Here is a 25137-nt window from a genome sequence, read left to right as displayed (position 1 = left end):
GGCGGTCGCCGCTCCATCAGTCCTCCACGCCCTCAGGGGGAGGAACCTCCTCCAGCAGCTGCGGCCCGTTGTTCCGCACGCTGTTGACGGCGGTCGAAACCGGCCGGGCGATGAGATTGCCGCCGGCAGGCTGGGCGAGCAGGTCCCGCAGAAGGTCGGTGTCCTGGTGCTCGGGGTTCAGCCAGTCGTCGGTGGCGTCCGGTGCGACGGCGAGCGGCATGCGGGGGTGGATCCGGCCGGCGGCGTCGGTGGCCTCGGTCGTGATGATCGTGGTCGTGGCGAGCCAGGCCTCGGGGTGGTCCTCGGGTAGGTCACGGTTGCGCCAGAACTCGAACAGCCCCGCCATCGGCATGAGAGAACCGTCCTCCGGCGCAATGAAGTACGGCTGCTTGCGGGGCCGCCCGCCGGCCGGAGCGGCAATGGTCTCCCACTCGTAGAAGCCGTCCGCGGGAAGCAGGCACCGTCGGGCGGCGAACGCCTTGCGGAAGGACGGCTTCTCGTGGACCGTTTCCACCCTGGCGTTGATCAACTTGCTGCCGGTCGACGGATCCTTCGCCCACGACGGCACCAGCCCCCACCGCAGCGCACGCAGTTGCCGAACCGGCTCCGGCCCCTCGTCGCGAACCGGCCGCTCCAGCACCGCCCACACGCGGTCAGTCGGCGCCACGTTCCAGCTGGGCGCCAGCGTCTCCACCGGCGTCCACCGCGTCACACCGAACAGCTCGACGAGGTCCTGAGGAGTGGAAGTGGACACGAATCGACCGCACATGACTTCACCGTGCCACACGATCAGCCCGCCACGGAGCGGCGACGCGCTTGTCGGCTCTCCGCTGCCGCCGGTGATGTCACCGGCGAGGACCGGCATCGGCAGGTGTTCGGGGGCGATGATGCTGATGTGACAGCGAGAAGGCGGGCACCGGTCGATGAGGGGTCGCGGCGGCCCTCGGAGAGAAGGGGGCAAGCGGGATGACTACGAAGTCACTGGCGGACGTCCGGACGTGCAACTGCTTCCGATAGATTGATCACAGCCCGTCAGAAGACAGCGAACAACGACGTGTGAGGGAGTTCGCATGGCCGTCATCCATCGCACCACCATGACGCCCACCAAGCTGGAGCTGCTCGTCGAGTGGCTGCCGAAGCAGAGCTGGTACGTGGGTGACGGGGGAAGGCCGGAGCTGGTCAAGGCCGGTGGGTTCCGGTTGGACGATCCGGATGGTGCGGTCGGGATCGAGTTCATGGTCGTCGTGGACGCTTCTGCGCAGGAGCCGGTGGCGTACCTGGTGCCGATGGGCTATCGCGGTGGGGCGCTGGAGAACGTCCCCGGCGAGGCGCTGATCGGTACCTCTGAGCATGGGGTGCTCGGGACCCGGTGGATCTACGACGGCGTCAACGATCCGGTGGTGATGGCGCAGTTGCGAGCGCTGCTGAGTGGCGAGGCGATGACGCAGCACCAGGACGAGAGCGACACCCTGGACCCGACCGTCACCGTGTACGGAGCCGGCCCTGACGGTCAGTTCGATGTGCAGGTCAACCGCGTCCTGCAGCCGGCGGAGGCAGCGGAGGGGGCGGCCGGACGCGTGGTCGCCGGGTGGACCTGGCCGGACGGGACGGCTGTGCGGGGCGTGTTCGCGACCGTCGCCCGGCGGTGAGCTCCGCGGCTCACCGCCGGCGGGGCACCAACTCGGTGACGTCACGCACCTGGACCCTGGGACTCGCCGGCACACGGGGTGTCGTCCCGGCCGGCCGCTGACGGCTCTCGGCCGTCAGCCGGGCCACCGGCCAGGTCGTTCAGGCCGTCGTGAATTGGCGCCGTGCACAAGGTGGCGAGCAGGCTCATGCACCCGTCACCGGGGTGGCGAGCAGGATCACGCACCCGTCGCCGGGGCGGCGAGCAGGCTCATGCACCCGTCACCGGGGTGGCGAGCAGGATCACGCACCCGTCGCCGGGGCGGCGAGCAGGCTCATGCACCCGTCGCCGGGGCGGCGAGCCGCTCGAGCCACCACTCCACGGTGGCCTTGAGCTGCTCCTCGACCGGGGTGGCGCACACGGTGAACGCGGACTCGTAAGCGGACGAATCCAGCACGAACGGCCGGTCGAACTGATAGCGGACTTCTCGCAGTTCGCGGATCAGCGGTGAGAAGAGCGACGCCAGGCCCAGTACCGCCGGCGACAGCCGCCGCACCGCTACCGGGCCCGTCTTCGCATCGGCGGCAACCCGGTTGACCATCTCCCGGATCGACGCGGCGGGGGCCGTGGGCACGTGCCAGGCCCGTCCCCAGGCCCGTTCCTCGCCCGCGACCTCGACCAACGCCCTTGCCACATCGGGGAGATACGACCAGCTGTGCGGCGCGTCCGGGTCGCCGAGCACCGTGACGGGCTTGCCGTTCAGCAGACGCGGCATGACGCGTGCGGCCAGGTGGCCTCCGTCGGTCACGCCGGGGCCGAAGAAGTCCGACGCACGTACCTCGACCGCCCTGATACGGCCCGCCTCGTGCAAGGTCCGCGCCTGCTCCCAGAGCGCCGCCCGTACCCGTCCCTTCGGGCCGGTCGCCGCGAGGGGCAGGTCCTCGGTGATGGGACGGTCCACCGGGCCGTAGCCGTAGAGGTTCCCGAGCATGACCAGGACGGCCCCGGTCGCCTCGGCCGCCGCACAGATCGACGAGGCCAGCGGCGGCCACTCGGTCGCCCAGCGGTGGAGGGGCGGCGCACCGCAGCTGTGGATCGCGGTAGCGCCGCGCGCGACCTCGGTCAGCCGCTCGGAGGCCGTCGCGTCCAGCGCCACGTGCTCGATGCCGGGCTCCGGGGGGCGGCCCGACCTGGTGACCACGCGTACCGAATGCCCCAGTTCGGCCAGCAGCCGAGCGGTGGCCGCCCCAGCGGGCCCGTATCCGACAACCACATGAAAGCTCACCCCCACAGAGTAGCCGGGCCGTTGAAGCTGGTAACACGGGCATGATGAGCGGTGGTTGAGTCGACGCGGCAGATCAAAGACGGAACCGGCGGGACGGAAGCCGCGGCGTCCGGCCGGTTGGGGTGAGCCGATGAGAGGCCCGGAACCTCCTTACCGACCCCGGTTGAGAGTCTGCCGATCCGAATCGGGCACGCGTCCACCGTGCGGTCCGCTGCCCGCCACCGTGACCGCGGCCGGGCGGGCCCTGTTGGCCGCCCGGCCGCGGTCGGTCAGCTCTCGCCGGGCGCCCTGGGAGAGCTGCGTCCGGTTCAGAGCGTGCGGTCGAACAGGGCGAGCAGCTCGCGCCAGTGGCGCTGCTCCGCGGCGGGGTTGTGCGCGGTGGTGTCCGCCTGGCTGAAGCCGTGGTGAGCGCCCTCGTACACCTCGCTGCGGTAGCGGACACCGGCGGCGTCCAGGGCCTTCTCAAGGCGTGCGATCTGCTCGGGCGGCATGGAGGAGTCCTGGTCGGCGTGCCCGAAGTACAGCTCGGCGGTGATCCGGTCAGCCACCAGGTGCGGGCTGTCCGGGGCTTCGGTGGCCAGGCGGCCGCCGTGGAAGCCGGCCGCGGCCGCGACCCGCTCCGGATGCGCGCCGGCGGTCCGCAACGCCAGCCGGGCGCCCATGCAGTAGCCGGTGATGCCCACCGGCCCCGCCGCGACCAGCGGGGAGGCGGCCAGCCAGTCGAGGTAGGACTCGGCATCGGCCGTCACCAGGTCCGGGGTGAGCGAGTCGATCATCGGGCCGAGGTGTTCGAAGAGGTCGGGCCGCTGGGAGGTGTCGATGAAGTCCGGCAGGTCGACCACCGGCGCGCGTCCGTGTCGGTAGAGCACGTTCGGGACCAGGACGGTGTAGCCGGCGGCGGCGATGCGCTCCGCCATCTGCCTCAGCCAAGGGCGCAGGCCGAAGGCGTCCATGTAGAGCAGGACTCCGGGATGCGGGGCGTTGTCGTCGGGGTGGACCAGGTAGGCGTCGGCCAGGCCGTCCTTGGTCGGCACGTCCAGGGAAGTCGTGCGTACTGGCGTCATGAGTGGGAGTTGCTCCTCTGTCTTCCGGTCCTGCTCGATCCCGGAGGCAGGACCTTCGTGTGCTGAGCGATCCGGATCAGCATGTCATCTTTCTGACGTTCCGCCATATGGATTAAGACCGATCGGCACTGGGGAGCGTGGGAGAAGGAACGGGCCCTATTGCCGATCGGTCTATAAGTGGATGCCGTCTCGTGGTGAGGATCGACGGGACGTTCCGGGCGGCTGAAAGCCGGTCGTCCGGCCGACGCGGGGGAGTGAGGGCCGGGCGGTGAGGGGTCAGTCGGAGGGTGTGGTCGTGGCGGCGGCGAGTGTCGCGCGGAGCTGTCGGCGGAGGAGTTCGTCGGAGCGGATGATCTCGCTCTCGCTGCCTTCGCTGACGATCCGCCGGTCCCGTTCGGCGAGGGCGGTGAGCCGGCGGTGCTGGCTGCCGGTCAGGGCTGCCGTGTCCAGGGCCTGCAGGGCTTCGCAGGCGCCCTGCACATCGGCCTCCGTCTCGGCGGAGCGCAGGGCGGCTTCGGCGAGTGCCGAGTGGTCGAGGGTGGCGGGGTCGGCGACGGCGAGGAGGGCGAGCACCGCGGCGGGGGCCTGCTTCGGTTCGCCGAGTGCCCGGGTGAGCCGGGGAGTCAGGGCCCGTCCGGCCGTCCGTCCCGCAGTGCGGCATCGATCAGGGCACAGGCCACGTCCCGGCCGGCCGCCGTGCCCCGCAGCAGCAACGCCTCGGCGATCGCATACAGCGGGGACGCTCGCCTGACGGGCTTTCCGCGGCGGCTCGGCCCGTCCGCGCCCCCGGCGGCGTGACCCCGGCTCGTCAGGGCTCGGGCGACTCGTCCGCGTCCGCGATCCGCCGGGCCACCTCCGTCAGTGCGGGCCCCAGGGGCAGGCAGAGCTTGGCGGCGGCCAGGTCGTCCCCGCGGGTGGCGCCCTGGTTCACGATCGCCACCGGCATGCCCGCGCGAGCGGCGTGGCGGACGAAACGCAGGCCCGACATGACCGTCAGGGACGAGCCGAGGACCACCAGCGCCCGCCCGGCGTCGACCAGCGTGTAGCAGCGCTGGACCCGGTCCCCGGGCACACTCTCGCCGAAGAACACCACGTCGGGCTTGAGGACGCCGCCGCACTCCCGGCACGGCGCGACCCGGAAGGAGTCCACCAGCTCCTGCGGCAGCTCCGCGTCCCCGTCCGGGCACAGGGCGGCCTCCGCGTCCCGGAAGTCGCCGTTCAACTCATCGAGGCGCCGGTCGAGTGCCTCGCGCGCACTGGTGCGCCGGCAGCCGAGGCAGACCACCCGGTCGAGCCCGCCGTGCAGTTCCACGGCCTCGCGCGTGCCGGCCGCGCGGTGCAGGCCGTCCACGTTCTGGGTGATCACCGCCGATATGTGGCCCGAGTGGCGAAGCCGCTCGACCGCGCGGTGCCCGGCGTTGGGCTCGGCCCGGGCGATCGTGCGCCAGCCGGCGTGGCTGCGCGCCCAGTACCGGCGCCGGGCCGCCTCGCTTCCCGCGAACTCCTGGTACGTCATCGGCGGCCGGCGGCGCCGGCTGCCGGTGGCACCCCGGTAGTCGGGAATGCCCGACTCCGTGGACAGCCCCGCGCCGCTCAGCACCACCACACCCCGCCCGGCCACCAGCCGTACGAGCGTCTCCAGGCCGGCCGCGTCGGTTGCCGGGCCGTCGAGCGTTGCAGGCGCACCCATGCCTGCCAGCGTAGACCGATCCGCCCCGACCGGAGGTGCCGGACCACAGGTCTGCCGTCCGGCCCGGCCTTCACTCGGTGTGCAGCGCCGTGACGGTCCGAGTGCGAGCCGCCCAGGCCGCCGGCGCGAGGCAGCCGAGGACGGCGATGACCAGACCGCCGAGGCCCAGCAGGACGAGCTCGGGAGCCGGGTAGACGTCGAGGGCCGCACTCGGGAAGTCGAGGCCGGCGCGGTGGCCCATGGCGGGTCCCGTCACGGCGTGCAGGGCGAGGCCGAGCGGGAGCCCGATGCCGCCGCCGATCAGGCCGACGACCGCGACCGAGGTGAGGACCATGCCGACGGTCTGCCGCGGCGTCATGCCGAGCGCCTTGGCCACACCGATGTCGCGGGCCCGTTCACCTTTGTTCTCCCCGGATGCTCCGGCCTTCAGGTCGGGGAGATGGGGGTCCCCCCCCTGCCCGGAGGGTGGGGGAGGGTCCTTGGGTCGGAACCGCGAAGCGGCGGAGCGATCTTCGGAGGTTTGGACGTGAGCTGTTGTCAGTGACCTTCGGTAGGTTGACCATGTGCACCTTCGGTACTCCTGCCGTGTCTACCCGACGCTAGGTCAGCGTGCCGCGCTGGCCCGGGCGTTCGGGTGTGCGCGGGTGGTGCACAACGACGCCCTTGCGGCGCGGAGGTCGTCGAGCAGGTGGAAGAACTGGAACACCATGCCGATCCTGGCCCGGGTGAGTCGCGGCGGGCGGGTAGTGCGGCGCGGAGCCGTGCCGCGAGTTCGGCGTTGCTCAGCCCACCTGTCGGAGGCGACGGTCAAGACCCACGTCGCCCGCATCCTCGGCAAGCTCAGGCTGCGCGACCGTGCACAGGCGGTGATCGTCGCCTACGAAACCGGACTGGTCAGCGTCGGCACGGTGCGCCCGGTGTGACCCGGTTGTGCTGCGGGGCTTCAACTCGCCCACTTGTCAGGGGACATCACGCAGGAACACCGAACCGGGCTGCCCGGTCGACCAGTTCGGACCGCCGGGCTACCGGCGAGCCGCTTTTGGTCGACCGGCCCGTTCCGACCGGTGGTGACCTGCAGCGGGACAGGCACCCCGGCGAGTGGTGGGCCGTGCACGATCTCCTCCAACGCGGTCCGGCGCGCCAGCTACCCTCGCAGCATGACGATGCACAGGACCGCCCAAGTGAGTGTCGACGCGATGATCGAGGATCTCAGGACACTCGTCGAAATAGAATCCCCATCGCGCGATCTCGACGCCCTGGCGGCATCGGCCAAGACCGTCGCCGCCGTCATCGAGAGCCGCCTCGGCGGGCAGGCCGTCCTCGTCGAGAGCGAAGCCGGGCCGCACGTCCACTGGTCAGCCGGTGGCGACCCCAAGGTACTGATCCTCGGCCACCATGACACGGTGTTCCCGCTCGGCACCCTCGCACGCCGCCCGTTCACGGTCGAGGACGGGCACGCGACCGGCCCCGGGGTCTTCGACATGCTCGGCGGTCTGGTACAGGCCGTTCACGGCCTGGCGACGCTCGATGACCGGTCAGGCGTGGAGATCCTGGTGACCGCCGACGAAGAGGTCGGTTCCCGCTCCTCGCTGGCTCTCATCGAAGAACGAGCCCTTGCCTGCGGTGCGGTACTCGTGCTCGAGGGTGCCGCCGACGGCGGAGCCCTGAAGACCGGCCGCAAGGGCACCGGCACCTTCCAGGTCTCCATCGCGGGCCGGGCGTCGCACGCCGGCCTCGAGCCCGCGGCCGGGGTCAACGCCCTGATCGAGGCGGCCCACCAGGTACTGGACATCGCCGCGCTCGGCCGACCCGAGATCGGCACGACGGTCACCCCGACCGTCGCGTCCGCAGGAACCCTGGACAACGTCGTTCCCGCAGAGGCGACCGTCATCGTCGACGTCCGGGTCGAGTCGGCCGACGAGAAGGCACGGATCGAAGCGGCGTTCGCGGCACTGGCTCCCCATCTCGACGAGGCGCGGATCACGGTTCAGGGATCCGTCAGCCGGCCCCCGATGCCCGGGTCGGCGTCGGCCGGACTCTTCGCGGTGGCACGGCAGTTGCTTCCCGGCCTCGAAGGCAGGTCGGTCGGCGGTGGCAGCGACGGCAACTTCACGGCCGCACTGGGCGTGCCGACCCTCGACGGCCTCGGAGCGGTCGGGGGAGGGGCCCACGCCGACCACGAGTACCTGGTGGTCGAAACCATGGCCGAGCGGGCGAACCTCGTCGCCGGACTGGTGAACGCGATTCAGAACGCATAGGACAACGAGGACGCGAAGAGCCTGCGTACCGCAGACCGGCGAGCACCGGCCGCGGTTGTCGACCGGCAGGACTTCGGTCGTGCCACCGCTATCGTTCGTCGTCGTGGACGCTGCTGATCTCGACCGCCGGGCCCGCACCTACGACGGGTGGATCGCGCCATGGGCGGTCTCGATGCTGGTCGAGCACGGCCACCTCGACGAGGTCCGGCTACGGGCGCACAACGGGGACTGGTACTGCGCCAAAGCATGGTCGCAGGCTCTGCTCGAACAGGACCGGTGCGATGCCGCGCTCGACGTGCTCACCCCGTTCGCCGAGGCCGGCTGGCGGGTCGCGGCCGGCACGGTCGCCGGCCTCCTCGACGACGGGGAGGCACGGACGAGGCGACCGCCCTGGTCCGCCCGTACGCGGAGTCCGGTGAGCGGCTCCACAGCGGTGCGTCGCCCGGCGGACGCGCTGGCAATGCATGGGTGCCTCGGACCGGTTCAGCCGTACGCCACGTGGTGCGGCTCGTCGGCGGGGAACTCGCGGTCCACGGCTCACCGCTCGGACGGCGCCTCCATGCGGACCCGCCCGCCGATCTCGATCACCCCGTCGGCACCCGGCCTCGTCAGGATCTGCGATCCCCTGCCCTGGGTGATCTCCAAGGCCCGGCCGAGCCGGTGGGTGAGCAGCAGCGCGGCCGCTCCGGTCGCTTCGTCCTCGTCGATGCCGTCCCCGCGCCCGGGGAAGGCCCGGGCCCGGATCCGGCCTGCGGCCTCGTGTTGCCAGGCCCAGGCGTAGATCCATTCCCCTGGCTCGGGGACCGTCAGGGCGTCGATCTCGTCGGGGGAGGAGTACTGGCGCAGTGTGCGGGGCGGGGCCCATTCCGGCCGCGCGGTGATCCAGGTGAACTCGGGCTCGTGGCGGGCGGTGACGCTGCCGACGGGGAGGTCGAAGGCTTCCAGACCGAGCAGCCAGGCCGTGCCGACCAGGGGGTGGCCGGCGAAGGGGAGCCGTGCTCCGGGGGAGTAGATGTCGACCCTCCCGTGCTCCGGGTCGTCGACGAACACGGTCTCGCTGAAGCCGAGTCGCCTGGCGACCGCCTGCCTGGACGCCTGGTCGGGGACCGAGTGGCCGTCGCGGAGCACCCCCAGGGGGTTGCCGTACCGACCGTCGGGGCCGGTGAAGACGCGGAGTACGAGTACGTCAATGTCAGCGTTCACCTGGGCATTCAAGCACGTGGCGGAGCGGCCTCGTCCGGGTGATCGCCCGGCAGCAGGTGCACAGGGGAGGGGCTTCCTGCACAGCTCGGTGATGTCGGGTCAACCGAGCGTCAGTCAGGATTCGACGAAGGCCGTCACCCCGTTCAGCGTGCCGAGCAGGATGCGCGGCCCGGAGAGCGTCGGCGCGGCGAAGTCCGGCACGGATCCGACGGTGAGCTGTCGGCGGACCTGGCCGCTCGCCGGGTCGAGCGCATTCAGCAGCCCGTGCCCGTGGTCGACGGCCCAGACCGCGCCGCCGCCGACCACCGGCGAACCGGCCCCGTGCAGTGGCACCCGCCAGCCGGCCTTGATCGAGCCGTCGGCCGCCACCGAGAACCGGGCCAGGGCATCCGCGCACGGCAGGTAGACGGTGTCGCCGTCGACCGCCGCCGCGCCGAAGCCCCGGCAGGCCTGCGCTTGCGCCACCTGGCCGCCGACCCCGCCCAGGCGGTCCGCGACCAGGGTGTAGGCGATGCCGCTCTTGCCGGCGATGAAGACATGCCGTCCGACCAGCGCCGGGGCGAGCGAGCCGAGATCGAGGTCCTGCGCGTTGTCCTGCGCCCAGTCGGCCGGGGCGAAGAAGTCGGCCCGACGCAGGTCGGCGGTGAGCGCGAGTACCGAGTCCGAACCGTCGTAGCCGCCCGACGCACCCTCGGTGGCGGCGCCGTTGCCGACCGCGACGAACGCCCGGTCACCGCCGATAACCGCCCCGCCCGGTGACCAGATGCCGCCGCCGCGCGAGGTGGGCACGGTGTACGCGAGCGTGGGCCCGTCGCCGGTGGCCGGCACCGACAGCACCGTGCCGACGTAGTCCGAGCAGTCGCCGTACAGCCCGCCGTACGCGATCAGCACCCGGCCCTGCCAGAGCGCGAGCGCGCCGCGCTGCTGGTGCGCGATGCGCTGCCCGCGCGGCGGCTCGACCTCTCGGCTGACCAGCGGCGCACCGGTCGCGGCATCGAGGCCGACCAGCTGGTGCCGGCCGCCGGACAGCTCGGCGACCGCGAAGACGAGCCCGGTCACCGGATCGTAGACCGGCGTCCCGGTGATGCCCAACGGTGCGATGTTCCCGCACGGCAGCTCCGAACCCTGCGCGGGGGTACCGACGTTGCGGCTCCACAGCACGGCGCCGGTGGCGGCGTCCAGCGCGTACACCGTGTTGTGCTCGGTCGCCGCGAGCACCCGGCCGCCGACGACGAGCGGTTGTCCGTACACCGCGCCGTCCAGTGCGGCCGTCCAGGCGTGCACCGGCTGCCCAAGCGCCGCCGCCTCGGGCGCCACACCGCTGCGCGCGGCGTCGCGCTGGTACGTCGGCCAGTCCCCGGCCCGGAGCGCGACGGGAGTCCTGGCGCCGGTCGGGAGCCGAGCACTGCTGGGCACACCGGTGGCGAGCCACGGCGCGGCCGGTCGGTGGGTCGTGCAGGCCGGGCCGGCGGCGAGCAGCAGCATGAGGGCGAGCACCGAAATGGTCCGCGTGGTGGGCATGCCCGTCCCGCCTCCCGTCGTCCCGTTCGCCGTACGTCTGCTGAACGATCATCACCGGACGTGCGGGATTCGCCCGGGACGCCGCGCGGGGCTGCGAGTACTCGCCGGGGCGCGAGGCCGGATGATCAGGACGGTTGGGCCGGACGGGGACATGGATTTCGGGCAGCATCGCCTGGAGCAGGCGTGTCCCGATGCCGCGTCGGCGGTTCTGGGGCGACACGCGGACTGCGACGATGGCCCGCCCGCTGTTCTCGTCCGTGGGGAAGACGGCACTCGCTGTGCCGATCAGCCGCCCGTTGCCGCGCGCGACCCACAGCCGTTGCAGTCCCAGATGGGAAGTGGGTTGGCACGGCTGCTGCAGGTAGGAGTCGTACGGCGGTACCGGTGTGCCCGGGTGGTCCGCGACGGCGAGGTCGTACCAAGCGCGCAGTTCGTCCGCCGAGGCGCGATCCGCTGCGAACGGCGCTGTACCCAGGCTCATCACAACGTTCCTCCGCTGTGACCGACGGCGTTCACCGGGGTGGGGCGGGCCAGTCGGCCGGAAGCGTGTAGTGCCAGCCCGGGCGCCAGGCCGGTGGTGCTGCTACCAGGGTTTCCAGTGATGCGCCGGTGAGCAGGCAGTCCAGGGCCCATCGGTTGGCCGAGTGGGCGATCACCAGGATACGGCGGCCATCCCAGCAGGAGGCCAGGTCGTGGAGGAACGCGTCGGTAGCCGCGAGGACCTGGCGGTAGCTCTGGCCACCGGGGAAGGGAACGTCGATCCGTCGAGCCCGTTGGGCAGCGATGAGCGAGATCGATGTCCCGTTGAGGTCGCCGTAGTCGCACTCGCGCAGTCGAATGTCCTGGTGGATCTCGGGCCCGCCCTCGGGGAACGCGATCCGGGCTGTCTCGACGGCGCGGTGAAGGTCGGAGGTGAACACGGCCGCCAGTCCATCGGCGCGGCGGCGCTCGCCGAGCTCACCGGCCTGGCGACGGCCCAGTTCCGAGAGCCGGCCCGGGAGCCAGCCAGTGCCGATGCCCGCCTCGTTGTCGGTGGTCGTGGCGTGTGTCTCGTAGATGATCTCCACTGCCATCAAGGCTCCAGATGTCTCGGTAGGTCAGGCCGCTTCGGTGAGCGGGCGGCCTCCCCGACGGATGCGCCTTCGAGGCGTATACGGGTCGCGTCTTGCGCCGGCCTGCGTGGACCTCGCGGCGGCAGGCGTCGGTGCTGCGCCGGCGACAGCAGAGGCCCCCGGGCCACGAGGGTCCGGGGGCCGGCGTTCCGGCAGAGGCTAGCGAAGGAAGGGGAAGCCGTACGAGGTGACGTAGCCCGGGGCGGGCGTGCCCACGCCGGTCACGTCGTCGTAGCCGCGGACCGCGTGCAGAGTGCTGTCCTTGCCGAGGCTGCGCACGGAGGTCACCAGGCCGCCGGAGGCGTCGACGCCGTTGGCGAAGTCGACTCGCGCCACCGCGAGGTCACGGCCGGCGCCCAGCGGCTGGTCCGTCACGTCGTGGTAGAGCGGGGAGTTGTAGCGGGCGTAGATCGACGGGTTGGCGAAGCCGATCGGGAAGTGGCGGGCCTGCTGCGCCAGCGCCTGGATGCCCGCGATCACCGGTGCGGCCAGCGAGGTGCCGCCGATGCGGTACTCGTCGTACTTGACCGAGCCGTCGGGCCAGGACTGGGTCTGACCCACCAGGAAGCCGGTGTTGGGGTCGGCGACGGCCGCGATGTCCGGCACGGTACGCATCCGGGTGGGGCCGTTGGCCTTCGCCAGTGCGTCGGGGACGATGCCGCGCTGGTAGAACGGCTGCTTCACGGTGGAGCTGGTGCCGCCACCCGCGCCGCCGTTGAACGCACCGGGGAGGTTCGCCCAGCTCTTGCCGTCCGCCGCGAGGAGCGCCTTCTGGGTGCCCCAGCCGGTCTCGAACTGGTACTTGTCGCCCTTGCCGACGGCCAGCGAGGTGCCGCCGACCGCGGTCACCCAGGCCGAGTTGCCCGGGCTCTCGATCTGCTTCTTGCCGGAGCTGGCGACCTCGTCGCCGTCGTCGCCGGAGGAGAAGTAGAAGCCGATGCCCTCGACGGCGCCGAGCTTGAACGTCTGGTCGTAGGCGGCCGCGCCGTCCGGTGTCTCACTGCCCTCGAGGTCGGCCCAGGAGTTGGAGACGATGTCGGCGAGCCGGTTGTCGACGACCTTGTTGAGGGCGTCCAGCAGGTCGGGGTCGTTGCAGGAGGCACCGCCGACGTACACGATGTCCGCGTCCGGCGCGAGGGCGTGCACGGCCTCGACGTCCAGGGACTCCTCGCCGTACCAGCCGGATGCGCCGCAGTCGTCCACGCTGGTGTAGGAGGCCGGAAGCACCTCGGTGTACTGGCCCTTGCGGTAGGCCCGGTCGCCGTTGTGCTTGGCGTACTCGGCCGCGTCGTTCGCCATGGTCGGGGAGGCGTACGCATCGGTGATCGCGACGGTCACGCCCTTGCCGGTGTAGTTGCCCGCGCCGTACGCCGCCCGCAACTGCTTGCCGGTGTATCCGTGAATCGCGTACGGGAGCTTCGTGCCGTACGCGTCCGGCAGCGTGCCGGCGACGTTCGAGCCGTAGTAGGTCGAGTAAGGGCCCGAGTTGCGGAAGCCGGCGCCGGGGCCGGGCAGGGTGTCCCGTGGTGTCGCCCGGTGCGGCGCGTTGTCCAGGCCGGTCACCGTGAGCACCGCGTCGGCCAGCGTGCCGGGAGCGGAGACGGCCTGCTGGGGCGCCCGGTAAGTCCGGCCCTCCTTCCGGTAGTCGTGCAGCGAGGTGGCGAAGGCCGTCCGCGCGGCAGCAGCGTTACCGGAGACGGATATGTAGTGCCGGTTGGTGCCGGTGACGGTCAGACCCGACGACCGCAGCCACTTGGTGACCGCCTCGATCTGTGCCTGTGTCGCGCCGAAACGCTCCTGCGCCTGATGGGGCGTCAGGTACTTGCCGTACGAGGCCGACTGCGGGTCGGAGACGGCCGTGGCGTACGCGTCCAGGGCCTTCGGGTCCCGCCCTGCCAGGTAGACGCGGGCGTTGATCTGAGCGGAGTCCGGGGTGGCGCCCTGGTCGGCGGCACCGGTGGCCCAGGCGGGCTTGGTGCCCTCCAACGCGGCCCGCCCGCTCGGGACGGACTCGGCCTGAGCGGACGGCATGCCGATGACGAGCGCGCCGGCGAGCAGCGACAAGGTTGCCACCACGCTCACCCCAACACGCCGCTGGGCATGGCTGACTGTCATGTAACCCCCTGCGATGGAATTATTCGCGAGTGCACAAGTGCGCCGTTTGTATCGGTGTGTACCCATCGGTGTCCCCATGCGGACCCGGATGCACACGTTGTCTGTCCGGCTTGGCAGGGGCAGAGCATAGCGGCGGTGCGCAATGACCGATAGAGCGCAGTAGGCAACTCCGGAACTATCGCGGATCAGTGACGGCATGTTGCCGATGCCGCCTCCGGTGCGCAGTGCGGTGGCGCGGGGGCGGAGTCCGAACCGGAGGCCCAGTAGTGGGAGGGTGAGGACGGGGGCGTCCACGGCACACGCCTCGGTGCGGTCTGTGGCGACGCACCACCGTCAGGTCACGGGGCGGAGGAGAAGTGCCGTGCTCACAAGCGCAACCGCCCGCGGCCGGGTCGGGTGACTCGGTCGCGGGCGGGTAGCCGAGAGCGTCAACCCTTCAATCCCGCTCAGAGCTTAATTAATTGATGGTCAGTCAGGATTGAGGTCTGGTCTGCACGGCAGCGCGCAGGGACGAGTTGACCGGGGCGCGACGGGGCGCCGGCGGGACCCTCGTGCCGGCCCGCCGGCGGTCCTGGCCCCGCTGCGCTGCGGCACGGCCTCGTCGTAGGCCCGGTGTCCCCGCTCTGGTGTCAGGTCCACTGCTCGGAGGGCTTGACGCCGGGCAGGGGCTTGCCGATGAGGGCGATGGGGATGAAGAAGTTGACCTGACCGATGGCGATGGCGAGGGTCGCGAGGGCCTTGTCGTCGTAGTGCTCGGCGATGCGGGCGTAGAGCTCGTCGGGGACCCTTTCGCCGTCGGCGGCGGGCTGGAGTACGGCCTCGACGAGAGCTAGGGCGGCGGTCTCGGCACCGGTGAAGTAGGGGGCGTCCTGCCAGGAGGCGACCGCGGTGATGCGTTCCTCGGACTGTCCGGCGTTGCGCAGGCTGTTGGTGTGCATGACGGTCAGGTAGGTGTTGCCGACGATCTGGCCGGCGCGCAGCTGGACGAGGTCGATGGTGGTCTGCGGTACGGAGCCGTTGCCGACGGCCTTGAAGAGGGCGCCGGCCACGGCTCCCATCTCGGGGACGAGCTTGAGCGGGTTGGGCATCCTCGAACCGGTCGCGTTCCGGGCCGTGGTCGGGGTGCTGGTGGGCTGGGCGTCCATGGTGGGTGTTCCTTCCGGGTCTCTTGCGTTGCTTTCACTGCTCTGACCCGGCGGGGTGGACGGATGTGACAGTCGGACGGAAGTATTTTCTGAGGCGCGGAGTCGGGCGGGATCCCGGTCCGGCGGGCGCCAGGGGTCGGCCACCGCGGTTCTGATGGATCCGAGGCCGTCAGGATCGCCCGCCGTACCCCGAGCGGCGGGGGCGGACGCGGCGGCTATCCGCGAGCGGCAGGGCCGGGGGTGCTCAGGGAGCCGATCGGCAGGCCGGTACGGGACGGGGTCGCGCCGCGGAGGAGGTCGGCGGTGTGTTCGATGATCTGGGGAAGCAGGGCGTAGAGGGTGACGCCCGGGCACTCGGTGAAGCAGGCGTCGCGGTGGCCGGAGATGGCGTTGAACGGATGGCGGGTGCCGGCGGGGAAGCGGCTCTCGCTGTTCGTGGACGTCAGTTCGACGCGGGTTCGCGGATCGACGCCGTACGCGCCCAGCTGCCACGCGGCCAGACGGGCGATGGCCTCCAGCACCGCCGGGGGTACATGGGCGCCGGCCGGAAAGGTGCCGATCGCCGCGACGCCGACCGTCTCATGGTTGAAGCCCTGCGTATGAGCGCCGGTCACCGCCTGGTCGACGCCGCTCAGACGTCCCTCGTAGATCACGCCGTAGCGGTCGACCAGGAAGTGGTAGCCGATGTCGTCCCAGCCCCGGCGCGTGCGGTGGTCCCGGTAGATCGACCGGACGATCTCGGGCACGTCCTTGGGATCGTACGAGTCACCGTTGGCGGTGTGATGGATGAACAACGCCCGGACCGTGTGGTCGTGCTGCGGCTCGGGCGGGCTCGGCGCCTGGCCGGGCTGCCACAGCGACCGCGCCACGATCGAGGGTGGCGGCGGCTTCCAGAGGTCAGGTAGGGCGGTGGAGACCGGACCCCGTGACAACACCGGCTGGATCGAGGCCGCCGCAGGGTCGGCTTGCGCTGGTGCGGGGGGCGCGGGGGCGGCCGGTCCCGGTCGACGCTGCGGACTCCTCGCGGCGGTCAAGGTGACCGCCGCGCCCGCCGCGGCTCCCTGCGCAACGCGATGTAATAACTGGCGGCGGTCGATCTCCATGCCGCGAGACTAAGAGGATCGGCGGCGAGTCGCATGTCGTCCCGTGGCGCCCCGGCGCGGGCTGGGGAGCATTCCGGTGCAGGTCAGGAGGTGGAGTGGTCCGGTGGGGCCGCAGGCAACGGCACGTGGGCCGGGGTCGGTGTGGAGGCTGTCGATGATCTCGACGAGGCGGATCAGCTGCCCGGCGGGTGCCCCCGGACCCCGGGGAGTCGGCGCGCCGGTGAGACAACGGTGATCGTCCACCCGGATGCGGATTCCATTTTCTGCACGAACCGCTTCGCAGTGCGTACGGACCGACTAGGCTGCTTCGGGGCGGTGGATGAGAGTGCTCAAGCTCCGGCTTGCGTGCTCGATCCAGGGTGCTATCAGGCATTACGGCCTGTCAGGCCCAAGAGATGGCAGGAGCGGTGACGGTGGCGATGCGGGCGGTTCCGCTGGTGGGCGGGCCGGTGGAGTTACGGGGCGCGCTGGATCTGGAGATCACGCAGGCGGGGGTGATGCCGCGTCGGTTGCCCGCATGGACCAAGGAGCAGTATCAGGACCCGTCGGCGTACGGGGTGACGGTGATGCCCTCGGGGGTGCGGCTGGTGTTCCGCACCGATGCGCGCGAGCTGGAGTTCGAGGTTCTCACCTCCACCGGACAGCTCGACACCGACCCCGAACCCCGCCCGACCGGGATGCTGGAACTGCTGGTGGACGGTGTGCCCGCCGGGCGTCGGCAAGCGCCGGTGGGCAACGTCCTGCGGATGTCGGCCCACGGGGCCGTGCAGCGACTGACCCCTGGCGAGCCGGGGACGGTACGGTTCGCCGGGCTGCCAGCCGGTATGAAGGACGTCGAGCTGTGGCTGCCGCAGCAGACCCCTACGGAACTGGTGGCACTGCGCGCCGACGGCGATGTGCTGGCGCCGCTGCCGGACGGACGGCGCCGCTGGGTGCACCACGGCAGTTCCATCAGCCACTGCATCGATGCCGACGGCCCGACCGGCACCTGGCCGGTGGTGGCGGCCGCGCTCGGCGGAGTGGAGGTGATCAACCTCAGCCAGGCGGGCAACGCACTGCTTGACCCCTATGTCGCCCGGACGATCCGCGACATGCCCGCCGACCTGATCAGCCTCAAGGTCGGCATCAACATCGTCGGCATGGCCGCCTTCCGCAAGCGGACGTTCGGCCCGGCGGTCCACGGATTCCTGGACACGATCCGCGACGGTCACCCGGACACCCCGCTGCTGCTGGTGTCCCCGGTGGGCTGTCCGGCACTCGAGGAGACTCCCGGGCCGACCGTGCTCGGCCTGGACGGGAGGATCGCAGCCCTCGGCGACCCGGCCGGTGGGGCGCTGTCGCTCGAGGTGGTCCGTGCCGAGCTGGCGCGGATCGTGGCGGCGCGCCAGGCACGCGACCCCCACCTCCACTACCTCGACGGACGCGAGCTGCTCGGACTGGACGAGGCGGACGACCTGGCTGACGGCCTTCACCCCACCGCCGCCGCGTACCGTCGGATGGGCAAGCGCTTCGCCACCCGCGCCTTCGCGGACGACGGTCCCTTCAGCTGAGTTGCGGGGGCTCCGCGCCCACACGAGACGCAGAGCCCGAGCATTCACCCCCAGCTGCACGACCCGAGGTCGATTCCCTTACCTCACTGGGTACTTCGCAGACCGAGGCGACTCACCAGGCTGCGGCACCAGGGACTCCTGGCTGTTCGAGGCGGCTGCGACACCCACCGAGCTGCCAGGAGGCCCTGCCTTCCCGCGTCGACCGCTCCACGAGCAACGGTGACGATGTGGCGTGGCAGTCGGCAATGCCGCCGAGTAGCGCCGCGCCGAGGCTGGTGAGGGTGTGGACAACGGCGCCGCCGATCCGCTCCTTGGCCGTGAGGTGCGCGGCGCTCAGCACGCTGGCGTGCTGGCTGGCGGACGGCGCCGCCGGCGGCGGCAAGGCCGATCCGCTCAGCGTGCTCGCAGCCTCGGTCGCATCAGCGTGACAGGCTTGTCTGCCATGGATGCGAAAGCACTGCTGGTCGTGGATGGCGCCAACGTCGTGGGATCGGTTCCCGACGGTTGGTGGCGCGACCGCAGGGGCGCGGCGGAACGGCTGCGCGACGCGCTGGCCACGGTGGCCGAGCGGGGCCTACCGGACCGGACCGACGTCCCGGTGTGGGCACGGACCCGGCCTCTGGAAGTGGTGCTCGTGGTGGAGGGCGCTGCCCGCGGCCTGGTCGGTCTGCCACAGGTCCGGGTCGTCGAGGCGCCCGGAAACGGCGACGACCGGATCGTCGACGTCGTACGGCAAGCCAAGGCCGACGACCCGCAGCGCGCCTGCCTGGTCGTGACCGCCGACCGCGGCCTTCGGGCCCGCGTCATCGCCCTCGGTGCCGAGGTCGTCGGCCCCCGCGCCGTCCGTCCGGCCTGACGGACGGCGGCTTCCGCGAGAGCCCCACCGGCTGAGGGCGTGACGGTGCTGCGGTCCCAGCCGTCGACCTGGACCTGCGGTTGCCAGAGGACCTGCGGGACGGCAGGGCATGGCGTTGCGCAGCGGCGGCGTCACCGTCCCCGCCCGCGCGACCGCCTCGCCGCCGAGATCCAGGCGGCTGGCGGCCGGGCGCTGGCGGTGACCGCCGATGTCACCGACCAGGCCGCCGTCGACTCCGCGGCGGCCCGGATCCACACGAGGATGCGCCTGCGTCGATGCCCGCTGCACCCGCGATCGACTGAAGGCCGACACCGTGTGTACCAGCACCACCTCCCGCCCGTCCGAGCAGGCGTGATCGGACGGAGGGAACACCTCCGCCGCAGGTCACCGGCGCTCCATGCACCTCGACACCCCGGTGAAGCGGTCGGCAGCGGGTGTCTGCATACTGTCGCGGTGCCGATAGCTGAAGACCCCGAACCTCACCCGACCTCTGATTCGCCGAATGGCTCGGGAGCAGACGACCCGTTCGACCGACTCGTCCTCGACGACGAGTTCGTCAAGGCCGCCACCATCAAGGAGCGGTCCGGGCGCTCCCGCGTGCTGGCCGCGCGCTGGAAGCGCCAGCCGCCCCCGGAATCGCAGCCGTGGCGGCCGCCGACCGAGCTCCGGCGACGCCGGTTCGGCCGGAAGAGGAAGACCGTCTCGCCCTGGGGCGTCGAGCGACGCCGCAGCCGCGACTGGCAGACCCCGCTGTTCGTCGTGCTGGCGGGCGCGTTGGTGGTGGCCGGGCTGAACGTCGACCGGCTGCACGGCTGGTACACGAGCAACGTCGCCGACGGCCCGACCGAGGCCCCGGAGACCGCGGTGCCGACCGCGGCCCCGCCGACCCTTGCTCCGGACACCCCGACCGCGGACCACCCGTGGGCCGGTTCACCGGCCGCGGTGTGGCCGTCCGGAGCCGATGCGATCGTGCTGCCGCAGGCACAGGCGGTCGGGGTCTTCGACCAGGACGAAGTAGCAGCGCAGTTGAAGACCGTCAAGGACTTCCTCGTCGCGGCGAACCTCGACCCCAAGACGCTCGCCGGCGGAACCCCGCAGGCCGCACTGGACCTGTTGGGCGGGAAGAGCCGGGAGGAGGCGGAGGACGGGCTCGCCCACCCGGGCGGCACGAGCGACCCCAGTGACTGGGCCAGCCGCTTCAACCCGCGCACCGCGATCCCCGCGGGTGACGTGGTCAAGTTGCAGGGGCGGACGAGTTTCGAGGCGGACGGTAAGGACGGGATGGTGGTCCACACCGACTACACCTTCGTCTACGCCGTGCTCCCCGGGCCCGACGCCGGAAAGCTGACGCCGTCTCCCTCACAGGACCCCGCCCCCAGCGGCCTCGCAGCCGGTGCCACCCCGGGCGCGGAGCCGGCCGTCTGGACGGGAGCGGTCAGCGGTAGCACGGAGGTGACCCGCGAGATCGTGCGCCGCGTGATCGACTTCCGCTTCTACGATCCCGCCAAGTACGACGTCGAACCGGGAAAGCTGAACTTCAGCCACACGAACAGCTACTTCGGCAACAGTCTCTGCGGAGTTCACGACGGCTGGCTCGAGCCGGACTTCCCCGTCGTCACATCGGACGGCACCGAGCCGCGTGACGGAGGCACGATGGACCCGTACAACCGGAGCAAGCCGCTGCCGGACGGAACCGGCAAATGCGGCACGGTCACCCGGACCTGACCCCGGGTGGTGGTGCTGCCAAGCCGGTGGCACCACCACCCGGGCGGCCGCGCCGTGCCGCACTCCATGTCGTCGAGGCGGGCGATCGGGTGGTCGAAGCGATAGTCGACCTCCCCTCGGCCGGCTCGTACGGCACCGTGATTCCGATCTGCCGATGACCCTGGGATTCGACCATGCTGCTGACATACGGCGGAGAGACTGCTGCCGACGCCGACGCGCTCAGGACCGGCGGGGTTCCCCTCGTCCCCGAGGGATTCGTCTGGCCGAGCTGCCGCGAGTGCGGTGGGGCTATGCAGTTCCTCGCCCACTTGCCCCTCGGCGCAACGGTGGTGGCGGTGTTCTTCTGCCAGAACGACCCCGGCACGTGTGACGACTGGAACGCCATCGCCGGTGCCAATCGCGCCTACGTGCTCTCCGGCGAACTCACCCCGGCGGCAGTCCCGGCAGAGGGCGAGACGCTCCTGGGTGCGGTCACCGCTCTGAGGCTCCACCCCGCTGGCGAGCCCACGGAGGAGCCGGTCCTGGGACGACTCGGCGGCGAGCCGGACTGGATCCAGGATGACGAGACGCCCGACTGCCCCTCCTGTACCGCGCCCATGACGTTCACGGCCGAACTGGAGGAGGGCTACGACTTCGCCACCTCGGCGAACTTCGGTGGCGGTGGCCGCGGTTACGTCTTCGGCCACCGTCCCTGCCCCGGCCCGGAGTTCCGCCTGCTGCCGCAGCAGTTCGTTCGTCGTCATCACCCGAGCCTCCCAGCCACCGGCCGACGCCGTGCGCGGAGCCCCGACGTCACGCGCTGCAGGTAGGCGCCGCGGGGCCGACGACGGCACCTCGGGAGATGGCTAACTGGGGCGCTGCGGCCGGTTGACACTCGGGATCACCCTGTGGGCGGTCCGGGCGCTAGTCTTCGCGCATGACACAGCTGATCAACGAGGACATACCCGGTCGCTTCGGTCCGGAGGCCACGGTCGAGGTGGAACCGTACGGGGTGGGTGCGGTTCGTACCGAGTACTCGCCGCGGCACGACGGCGACCCCGACCCGGGCGAGATCGTTTGGACGTGGGTGCCGTACGAGGAGCGGGACGGCCGTGGCAAGGACCGGCCGGTGCTGGTGGTGGCGCGCGAGGAGGCGGGCAGTCTGCTGGCCGTGATGCTCTCGAGCAAGGGGCACGAAGGGGACCGGGACTGGGTGCCGATCGGCTCCGGTCCGTGGGACAAGTCCGGCCGGGACTCCTGGGTGGCGCTGGACCGGGTGATGCGGGTGTGGGACGGCGGGATGCGCCGTGAGGCCTGCGCGCTGGACCGGGCCCGCTTCAATCTGGTGGTGGACAGCCTGCGCCGCCGCTACCGCTGGAGCTGACCGCCCTCCTCCGCCCGGGTCCCGTCGGACGGCGGTCCGACGGGACCCGGCGCGGGGCGTCCGCGGGCGCCGTTGGCGTTCGGTCAGGTACGCGGTTCGGGGGCGGCGCCGCAGAGGAAGGCGGCGCCGTCCAGCAGCTCCGGGGTTAGCCGGACACCGGTGAGGTGTTCGGCGAGGGCGAAGGCGGCCTCGGTGTGGAGGGCGGAGTCGCAGTCGTCGTCCTCACGGAGGTCGAACCCGGCCTGCTCCATCATGGCCGCTGTGGCGTCGGCGTCGCTGCCGTCGCGGCCGAAGGCGAACAGCGGCTCGAAGTGCAGGCGGGTCCGGCCGTCCTCCTGCCAGTAGAAGTGGTCCACCGCGTTGATGTTCCGGAAGTGTGAGACCAGACGAGTGCCCCGGGAGAGGGCCTCCATCACGGGGACGGAGATGCCGAGGTGGCCGTAGTGCTCGACGGCCAGCGCCCAGCCCCCGACCTCGGTGGCGGCGATGAACAGCCGGTCGTCATCGTCGTCATCGTCCAGGACATCCTGGAAGCCGCCGTCCTCGAACTCGTCCGCGGCTTCCAGGAGAGCGGCGACCCCGGTGACTCGGTGCAGGGGCTTCGCGCCGATCCGGTCCAGCAGGTCTTCCGGCGAGAGCCCCTCCACCAGCGTGAGGCAGTACGCCTCGTTCAGAACGTCGTAGCGCTCGGCAAACCAACGGTAGTCGGCGGCATGTGCAGTCATGACGCCCATGTTCGCAGGCGACTGTGACAGCGTCAGAGCCGCCTGCGTCGGCACTGGGTGGTGGTGTGTCGGGCGCGGGCGGCACGGCCGTGTTCATGTCCTGGTGAGGGTGACGACGGCAGCGCACAGCAGGCGGATGCTCTGCAGGAACTCGTCGTCCTGGCTCAGCCGGGGTGTCTGCTCGATGAGCAGCGGAAGGGGGTCGGTTGTCCGTCCCGGCTCGGCGGCTGCCGGGTGGTTCAGCAGCCGGAGATGTCGATGTGCTGGTAGAGCACCTGGTGCCCTTCGGGGGTGGGGTGCAGGCCGTCCGTGAGCATTTCGGTCCTGTCGCGCAGCGGTTCCCACATGTCGAGGTAGTCGATGTGGTTCTCGGCGCACCAGGTCTTCAGGAACTCGCGCAGGGCCAGCGCCCGGGCCTGGGTGAATCGCAGGCCCTCGTAGTCGCCGGTGCGTGATTCGTCGATCCACGTCGGTCCCGCGACGACGAGTCGCGCGTTGTGGCTCAGGGCGGTGTCAGCCAGCGAGGCGAGGTTGTCCGCGACATGCGCCGGCATGTCGCGGTGAGCCTGCGCAGTGGCGGTCGAGATGGCGGAGTCGTTGATGCCGGCGGCGACAATGATGGTGTCGGGTCGGCGGGGAGGCAGGAGGGCGGGGGTCTGCTCGGCCACATCGAGCAGGGTGCTTCCGGGGATGGCCAGGTTGAAGACCCGGTGGTCGGCCTCGTTCCCGGCGATGTGGGTGGCCGTCAGGCGGGCTGCCCATCCTCCGTGCGGATCGCAGCGTCCGTAGGCGATGCTGTCGCCCACGATCACTATGCGTGCCGCCGGGCGCAGTGGTTTCGCATCCAGGTAGGCCCAGGCGCTCTCTCCGGAGGAGAGGAGTACCCGTCGGCGGACGTAGTCGTCCACTTCGTAGGCGTCAGCTGCAGCGAGCTCCTGGTCGGTGAGGCGCAGGACGGCGCCATCGACCACGGCGCCGAGCTTGGACTTCAGCGCCAGGTGGACGTCAAGGCCGCTGGTGGCGATCACGGACTGGTCGGTGATCGGCAGGGGCCTGGTGGTGCAGCCGGCCAGCGATGCCGCAGCACTCGGCACGGCTCGGCCGAAGAGTGTGATCTGGACTCGTTCGTCCATCAGTGTGCCGAAGGAAAACAGGGTGTGAGGGCGGGACTCGGTCACCGTGAGCGCCGTGGCCTTTCTTCCGGAATGATCAGTTCACCTTATCGGGCGAGTCGTTCACGGATGGTTGCCGTCGGGTCCCCGACGTCATCGACCGCGAGGAGCGGGCTGAGCTGACCGGACGAGTCGGAGTACGTCGCCGGCTCCACACGGCGGTTCACCGAAATGGTGGGCGTTCGGGAGCAGCACCTGACCGAACGTGAACTGTCCGCGCTGTGTCGTACCGGGGGAACGCTGCGCCCGGACGCCGGTTCCTCTGCCCGGACGCTCGGCGGTCGGGGTCTGGGCGCATTCGCCCTGCTCGTCCGCGCCGGAGTCCGCTTCGAACGCGGTCAGCTCGTTGGGCGCCCAGGGGCGCTGGTGGCCTGACCGATCTCGAAGGTCGCACCGGGCGCGGCGTAGTCGGTGGGGCCGTTGAAGCGCGCCGAGGCGCGCGCCACCGCCTGCTGTGGCGTGAGGAACCGACCGACATGCGTGACGATCAACCGGCCTGCCCGGGCCGCGCTGGCGGTCTCGCCGGCGTCCTCAGGGGTGTGGTGCACCTGGTCGCCCTCGGTGGGCACCTTCGCGCTCTCGGCCTCACACAGCAGCACGTCGCATCCGTCGGCCAGACTCGTCAGGCCGGCGCACGGTGCCGTGTCCCCGGAGTAGACCAGCGACCGACCCGCGACCTCGACGCGTAGCGCGAAGGCCGGGATGCCATGCGCCACAGCCCGGCTGGTCAGCCTCAGCGGACCAACGTTCACCTGGTGCCCATCGTGCAACTCGGTGACGGCGAAGGCGGATTCGATCGGGCTGCGGACCGACGTGTTGGTGAGGAAGCCCGCCAGCCGGTCGACGATACCGGGCGGGCCGTAGAGGGGGATCGGCGCGGCAAGGCGGACGTCCGCGTACAGAGCGCCGTAGTAGGCAGTGAGCAGGTCCGCGCTGTGGTCGGCGTGCAGGTGCGAGATCCAGATCGCGTCCAGCTCATCCAGCCGGGCGTGACGTTGCAGCGGGCCCAGCGTTCCACTGCCCGCGTCCACCCACACACGCGTGTCCCCACTGGAGACCAAGTAGCCGGAACACGGATTGTCCACGCTCGGAAACGGCGTCGCGCACCCCAGGACCGTGAGGCGAAGAAACTCGTCGACCATCTCGAGAGTCTAGAACACTTGATCCAAATGTCTTGAGATTTCTCTCGACGGGCAGAGCCGGCTTCAGGTGGCACGTAGGACCCGGACTCGGTGCGTCCCGCAGCGCGCGCCGTGCAGCCGGCCCCGGCGCAGGCCTTCGGTGCCGCAGGTCGGTGGTGGATAGTCTGGGGCAGTTGATCAAGCTTGGAGGGGGCGCGGGTGAGGCACCTGGAGTGGAACGAGTTGGCTGCGTACCGGGCGAGGGTCCGGGGCTGTCTGCTCGGCGGGGCGATCGGGGACGCACTGGGCAATCCGATCGAGATGAAGTCCATGGTCACCGTCGAGGCCCAGTACGGGGAGAAGGGCATCACCGGGCTGGTCCCGGACCGCCACGGCATGGTCGGGACGATCACCGACGACACCCAGATGACCCTCTTCACAGCCGAGGGCTGGCTGCGCGGCTACACCCGCATCATGACGGACGGCGGCGGCACGGAGACCG

Annotated in this window: 23 protein-coding genes and 3 pseudogenes; 10 read left to right on the top strand and 16 right to left on the bottom strand. The window is 71.2% G+C overall.

Features of this window, described 5'->3' with window-relative positions; genetic code table 11:
- Nucleotides 1-16: 16 nt before the first annotated feature.
- Complete coding sequence (locus ABD369_RS25520) at nt 17-769, bottom strand: SOS response-associated peptidase (protein WP_344638878.1); 753 nt, start codon at nt 767-769, stop codon at nt 17-19.
- Nucleotides 770-1070: 301 nt separating this feature from the next.
- Between ABD369_RS25520 and ABD369_RS25515 the strand changes: the two genes are divergently transcribed.
- The gene (locus tag ABD369_RS25515) at nt 1071-1649 is read left to right on the top strand and encodes a maltokinase N-terminal cap-like domain-containing protein (protein WP_344638877.1); all 579 of its coding nucleotides are present in this window, start codon (nt 1071-1073) and stop codon (nt 1647-1649) included.
- A gap of 312 nt (nt 1650-1961) precedes the next feature.
- Here ABD369_RS25515 and ABD369_RS25510 read toward each other — a convergent pair whose 3' ends face one another.
- The 5 genes from ABD369_RS25510 to ABD369_RS25490 form a co-directional block, all read right to left on the bottom strand.
- Nucleotides 1962-2912, bottom strand: coding sequence for an NAD-dependent epimerase/dehydratase family protein (locus ABD369_RS25510; protein WP_344638876.1), 951 nt, complete (start codon nt 2910-2912; stop codon nt 1962-1964).
- A gap of 308 nt (nt 2913-3220) precedes the next feature.
- The gene (locus tag ABD369_RS25505; RefSeq protein ID WP_344638875.1) at nt 3221-3976 is read right to left on the bottom strand and encodes a dienelactone hydrolase family protein; all 756 of its coding nucleotides are present in this window, start codon (nt 3974-3976) and stop codon (nt 3221-3223) included.
- Nucleotides 3977-4252: 276 nt separating this feature from the next.
- The gene (locus ABD369_RS25500; protein ID WP_344638874.1) at nt 4253-4549 is read right to left on the bottom strand and encodes a hypothetical protein; all 297 of its coding nucleotides are present in this window, start codon (nt 4547-4549) and stop codon (nt 4253-4255) included.
- Between the two features lie 235 nt (nt 4550-4784).
- Nucleotides 4785-5666 carry an NAD-dependent protein deacetylase gene (locus tag ABD369_RS25495; RefSeq protein WP_344638873.1) on the bottom strand — a complete coding sequence of 294 codons (882 nt, stop codon included), beginning with the start codon at nt 5664-5666 and terminating at the stop codon, nt 4785-4787.
- A 70-nt stretch (nt 5667-5736) separates the two neighbouring features.
- The gene (locus tag ABD369_RS25490; RefSeq protein WP_344638962.1) at nt 5737-6096 is read right to left on the bottom strand and encodes an FtsX-like permease family protein; all 360 of its coding nucleotides are present in this window, start codon (nt 6094-6096) and stop codon (nt 5737-5739) included.
- A gap of 133 nt (nt 6097-6229) precedes the next feature.
- Here ABD369_RS25490 and ABD369_RS41245 point away from each other — a divergent pair.
- The 3 genes and pseudogenes from ABD369_RS41245 to ABD369_RS25480 form a co-directional block, all read left to right on the top strand.
- Nucleotides 6230-6292: pseudogene (locus ABD369_RS41245) on the top strand (hypothetical protein); the annotation flags it as partial.
- Nucleotides 6293-6454: 162 nt separating this feature from the next.
- Nucleotides 6455-6589: pseudogene (locus ABD369_RS25485) on the top strand (LuxR C-terminal-related transcriptional regulator); the annotation flags it as partial.
- A gap of 234 nt (nt 6590-6823) precedes the next feature.
- A complete protein-coding gene (locus tag ABD369_RS25480) occupies nt 6824-7924 on the top strand; it encodes a M20 family metallopeptidase (RefSeq protein WP_344638872.1) in 1101 nt (366 codons plus the stop codon).
- Nucleotides 7925-8461: 537 nt separating this feature from the next.
- Here ABD369_RS25480 and ABD369_RS25475 read toward each other — a convergent pair.
- From ABD369_RS25475 to ABD369_RS25450, 7 genes and pseudogenes are all read right to left on the bottom strand, one after another.
- Entirely contained in the window at nt 8462-9127 is a 666-nt protein-coding gene (locus tag ABD369_RS25475; protein WP_344638871.1) for a PhzF family phenazine biosynthesis protein, read from the bottom strand.
- A gap of 114 nt (nt 9128-9241) precedes the next feature.
- Nucleotides 9242-10648 (bottom strand): outer membrane protein assembly factor BamB family protein, encoded by a 1407-nt coding sequence (locus ABD369_RS25470; protein WP_344638870.1) that lies wholly within the window; start codon nt 10646-10648, stop codon nt 9242-9244.
- Between the two features lie 175 nt (nt 10649-10823).
- Nucleotides 10824-11129: pseudogene (locus ABD369_RS41240) on the bottom strand (GNAT family N-acetyltransferase); the annotation flags it as partial.
- Between the two features lie 31 nt (nt 11130-11160).
- Nucleotides 11161-11721 (bottom strand): histidine phosphatase family protein, encoded by a 561-nt coding sequence (locus ABD369_RS25465; RefSeq protein ID WP_344638869.1) that lies wholly within the window; start codon nt 11719-11721, stop codon nt 11161-11163.
- A gap of 198 nt (nt 11722-11919) precedes the next feature.
- A complete protein-coding gene (locus ABD369_RS25460) occupies nt 11920-13875 on the bottom strand; it encodes a S53 family peptidase (RefSeq protein WP_344638868.1) in 1956 nt (651 codons plus the stop codon).
- Nucleotides 13876-14504: 629 nt separating this feature from the next.
- Nucleotides 14505-15020: a carboxymuconolactone decarboxylase family protein gene (locus ABD369_RS25455; RefSeq protein ID WP_344638867.1), complete on the bottom strand. Its 516-nt coding sequence runs from the start codon at nt 15018-15020 to the stop codon at nt 14505-14507.
- A 215-nt stretch (nt 15021-15235) separates the two neighbouring features.
- A complete protein-coding gene (locus tag ABD369_RS25450) occupies nt 15236-15889 on the bottom strand; it encodes a peptidoglycan recognition protein family protein (RefSeq protein ID WP_344638866.1) in 654 nt (217 codons plus the stop codon).
- 629 nt (nt 15890-16518) lie between these two features.
- Here ABD369_RS25450 and ABD369_RS25445 point away from each other — a divergent pair.
- The 5 genes from ABD369_RS25445 to ABD369_RS25425 all read left to right on the top strand — a co-directional run bounded on the left by ABD369_RS25445 (nt 16519) and on the right by ABD369_RS25425 (nt 21617).
- Entirely contained in the window at nt 16519-17673 is a 1155-nt protein-coding gene (locus ABD369_RS25445; protein ID WP_344638865.1) for a GDSL-type esterase/lipase family protein, read from the top strand.
- 442 nt (nt 17674-18115) lie between these two features.
- Nucleotides 18116-18529 carry an NTP pyrophosphohydrolase gene (locus ABD369_RS25440; protein WP_344638864.1) on the top strand — a complete coding sequence of 138 codons (414 nt, stop codon included), beginning with the start codon at nt 18116-18118 and terminating at the stop codon, nt 18527-18529.
- Nucleotides 18530-18982: 453 nt separating this feature from the next.
- Nucleotides 18983-20254 carry an SCO2583/SCO2584 N-terminal domain-containing protein gene (locus ABD369_RS25435; protein WP_344638863.1) on the top strand — a complete coding sequence of 424 codons (1272 nt, stop codon included), beginning with the start codon at nt 18983-18985 and terminating at the stop codon, nt 20252-20254.
- A gap of 173 nt (nt 20255-20427) precedes the next feature.
- On the top strand, nt 20428-21063 hold the full coding sequence (locus ABD369_RS25430; RefSeq protein WP_344638862.1) for a hypothetical protein: 636 nt from the start codon (nt 20428-20430) through the stop codon (nt 21061-21063).
- 107 nt (nt 21064-21170) lie between these two features.
- Nucleotides 21171-21617: a type II toxin-antitoxin system PemK/MazF family toxin gene (locus tag ABD369_RS25425; RefSeq protein WP_344638861.1), complete on the top strand. Its 447-nt coding sequence runs from the start codon at nt 21171-21173 to the stop codon at nt 21615-21617.
- A gap of 83 nt (nt 21618-21700) precedes the next feature.
- Here ABD369_RS25425 and ABD369_RS25420 read toward each other — a convergent pair whose 3' ends face one another.
- From ABD369_RS25420 to ABD369_RS25410, 3 genes are all read right to left on the bottom strand, one after another.
- Nucleotides 21701-22342, bottom strand: coding sequence for a DUF6461 domain-containing protein (locus ABD369_RS25420; protein ID WP_344638860.1), 642 nt, complete (start codon nt 22340-22342; stop codon nt 21701-21703).
- Nucleotides 22343-22581: 239 nt separating this feature from the next.
- Nucleotides 22582-23475 carry a GDSL-type esterase/lipase family protein gene (locus ABD369_RS25415; RefSeq protein WP_425557761.1) on the bottom strand — a complete coding sequence of 298 codons (894 nt, stop codon included), beginning with the start codon at nt 23473-23475 and terminating at the stop codon, nt 22582-22584.
- A 377-nt stretch (nt 23476-23852) separates the two neighbouring features.
- Complete coding sequence (locus ABD369_RS25410; RefSeq protein WP_344638858.1) at nt 23853-24656, bottom strand: MBL fold metallo-hydrolase; 804 nt, start codon at nt 24654-24656, stop codon at nt 23853-23855.
- Nucleotides 24657-24854: 198 nt separating this feature from the next.
- Between ABD369_RS25410 and ABD369_RS25405 the strand changes: the two genes are divergently transcribed.
- Nucleotides 24855-25137: ADP-ribosylglycohydrolase family protein (locus ABD369_RS25405; RefSeq protein WP_344638857.1), on the top strand; the 283-nt coding region annotated here is incomplete at its 3' end.

Source organism: Kitasatospora cystarginea (assembly GCF_039533515.1).
Lineage (GTDB): Bacteria > Actinomycetota > Actinomycetes > Streptomycetales > Streptomycetaceae > Kitasatospora > Kitasatospora cystarginea.
Note: the sequence above shows the minus strand (reverse complement) of the source record. Positions and strands in the feature narration are given on the sequence as shown.

Bases quoted from the DNA above. Each gene is read 5' to 3' on its own strand.
- ABD369_RS25520 (WP_344638878.1), bottom strand. From the start codon at position 769: ATGTGCGGTCGATTCGTGTCCACTTCCACTCCTCAGGACCTCGTCGAG.
- ABD369_RS25515 (WP_344638877.1), top strand. From the start codon at position 1,071: ATGGCCGTCATCCATCGCACCACCATGACGCCCACCAAGCTGGAGCTG.
- ABD369_RS25505 (WP_344638875.1), bottom strand. From the start codon at position 3,976: ATGACGCCAGTACGCACGACTTCCCTGGACGTGCCGACCAAGGACGGC.
- ABD369_RS25495 (WP_344638873.1), bottom strand. From the start codon at position 5,666: ATGGGTGCGCCTGCAACGCTCGACGGCCCGGCAACCGACGCGGCCGGC.
- ABD369_RS25480 (WP_344638872.1), top strand. From the start codon at position 6,824: ATGACGATGCACAGGACCGCCCAAGTGAGTGTCGACGCGATGATCGAG.
- ABD369_RS25470 (WP_344638870.1), bottom strand. From the start codon at position 10,648: ATGCCCACCACGCGGACCATTTCGGTGCTCGCCCTCATGCTGCTGCTC.
- ABD369_RS25465 (WP_344638869.1), bottom strand. From the start codon at position 11,721: ATGGCAGTGGAGATCATCTACGAGACACACGCCACGACCACCGACAAC.
- ABD369_RS25460 (WP_344638868.1), bottom strand. From the start codon at position 13,875: ATGACAGTCAGCCATGCCCAGCGGCGTGTTGGGGTGAGCGTGGTGGCA.
- ABD369_RS25455 (WP_344638867.1), bottom strand. From the start codon at position 15,020: ATGGACGCCCAGCCCACCAGCACCCCGACCACGGCCCGGAACGCGACC.
- ABD369_RS25445 (WP_344638865.1), top strand. From the start codon at position 16,519: ATGGCAGGAGCGGTGACGGTGGCGATGCGGGCGGTTCCGCTGGTGGGC.
- ABD369_RS25440 (WP_344638864.1), top strand. From the start codon at position 18,116: ATGGATGCGAAAGCACTGCTGGTCGTGGATGGCGCCAACGTCGTGGGA.
- ABD369_RS25430 (WP_344638862.1), top strand. From the start codon at position 20,428: ATGCTGCTGACATACGGCGGAGAGACTGCTGCCGACGCCGACGCGCTC.
- ABD369_RS25425 (WP_344638861.1), top strand. From the start codon at position 21,171: ATGACACAGCTGATCAACGAGGACATACCCGGTCGCTTCGGTCCGGAG.
- ABD369_RS25420 (WP_344638860.1), bottom strand. From the start codon at position 22,342: ATGACTGCACATGCCGCCGACTACCGTTGGTTTGCCGAGCGCTACGAC.
- ABD369_RS25415 (WP_425557761.1), bottom strand. From the start codon at position 23,475: ATGGACGAACGAGTCCAGATCACACTCTTCGGCCGAGCCGTGCCGAGT.
- ABD369_RS25410 (WP_344638858.1), bottom strand. From the start codon at position 24,656: ATGGTCGACGAGTTTCTTCGCCTCACGGTCCTGGGGTGCGCGACGCCG.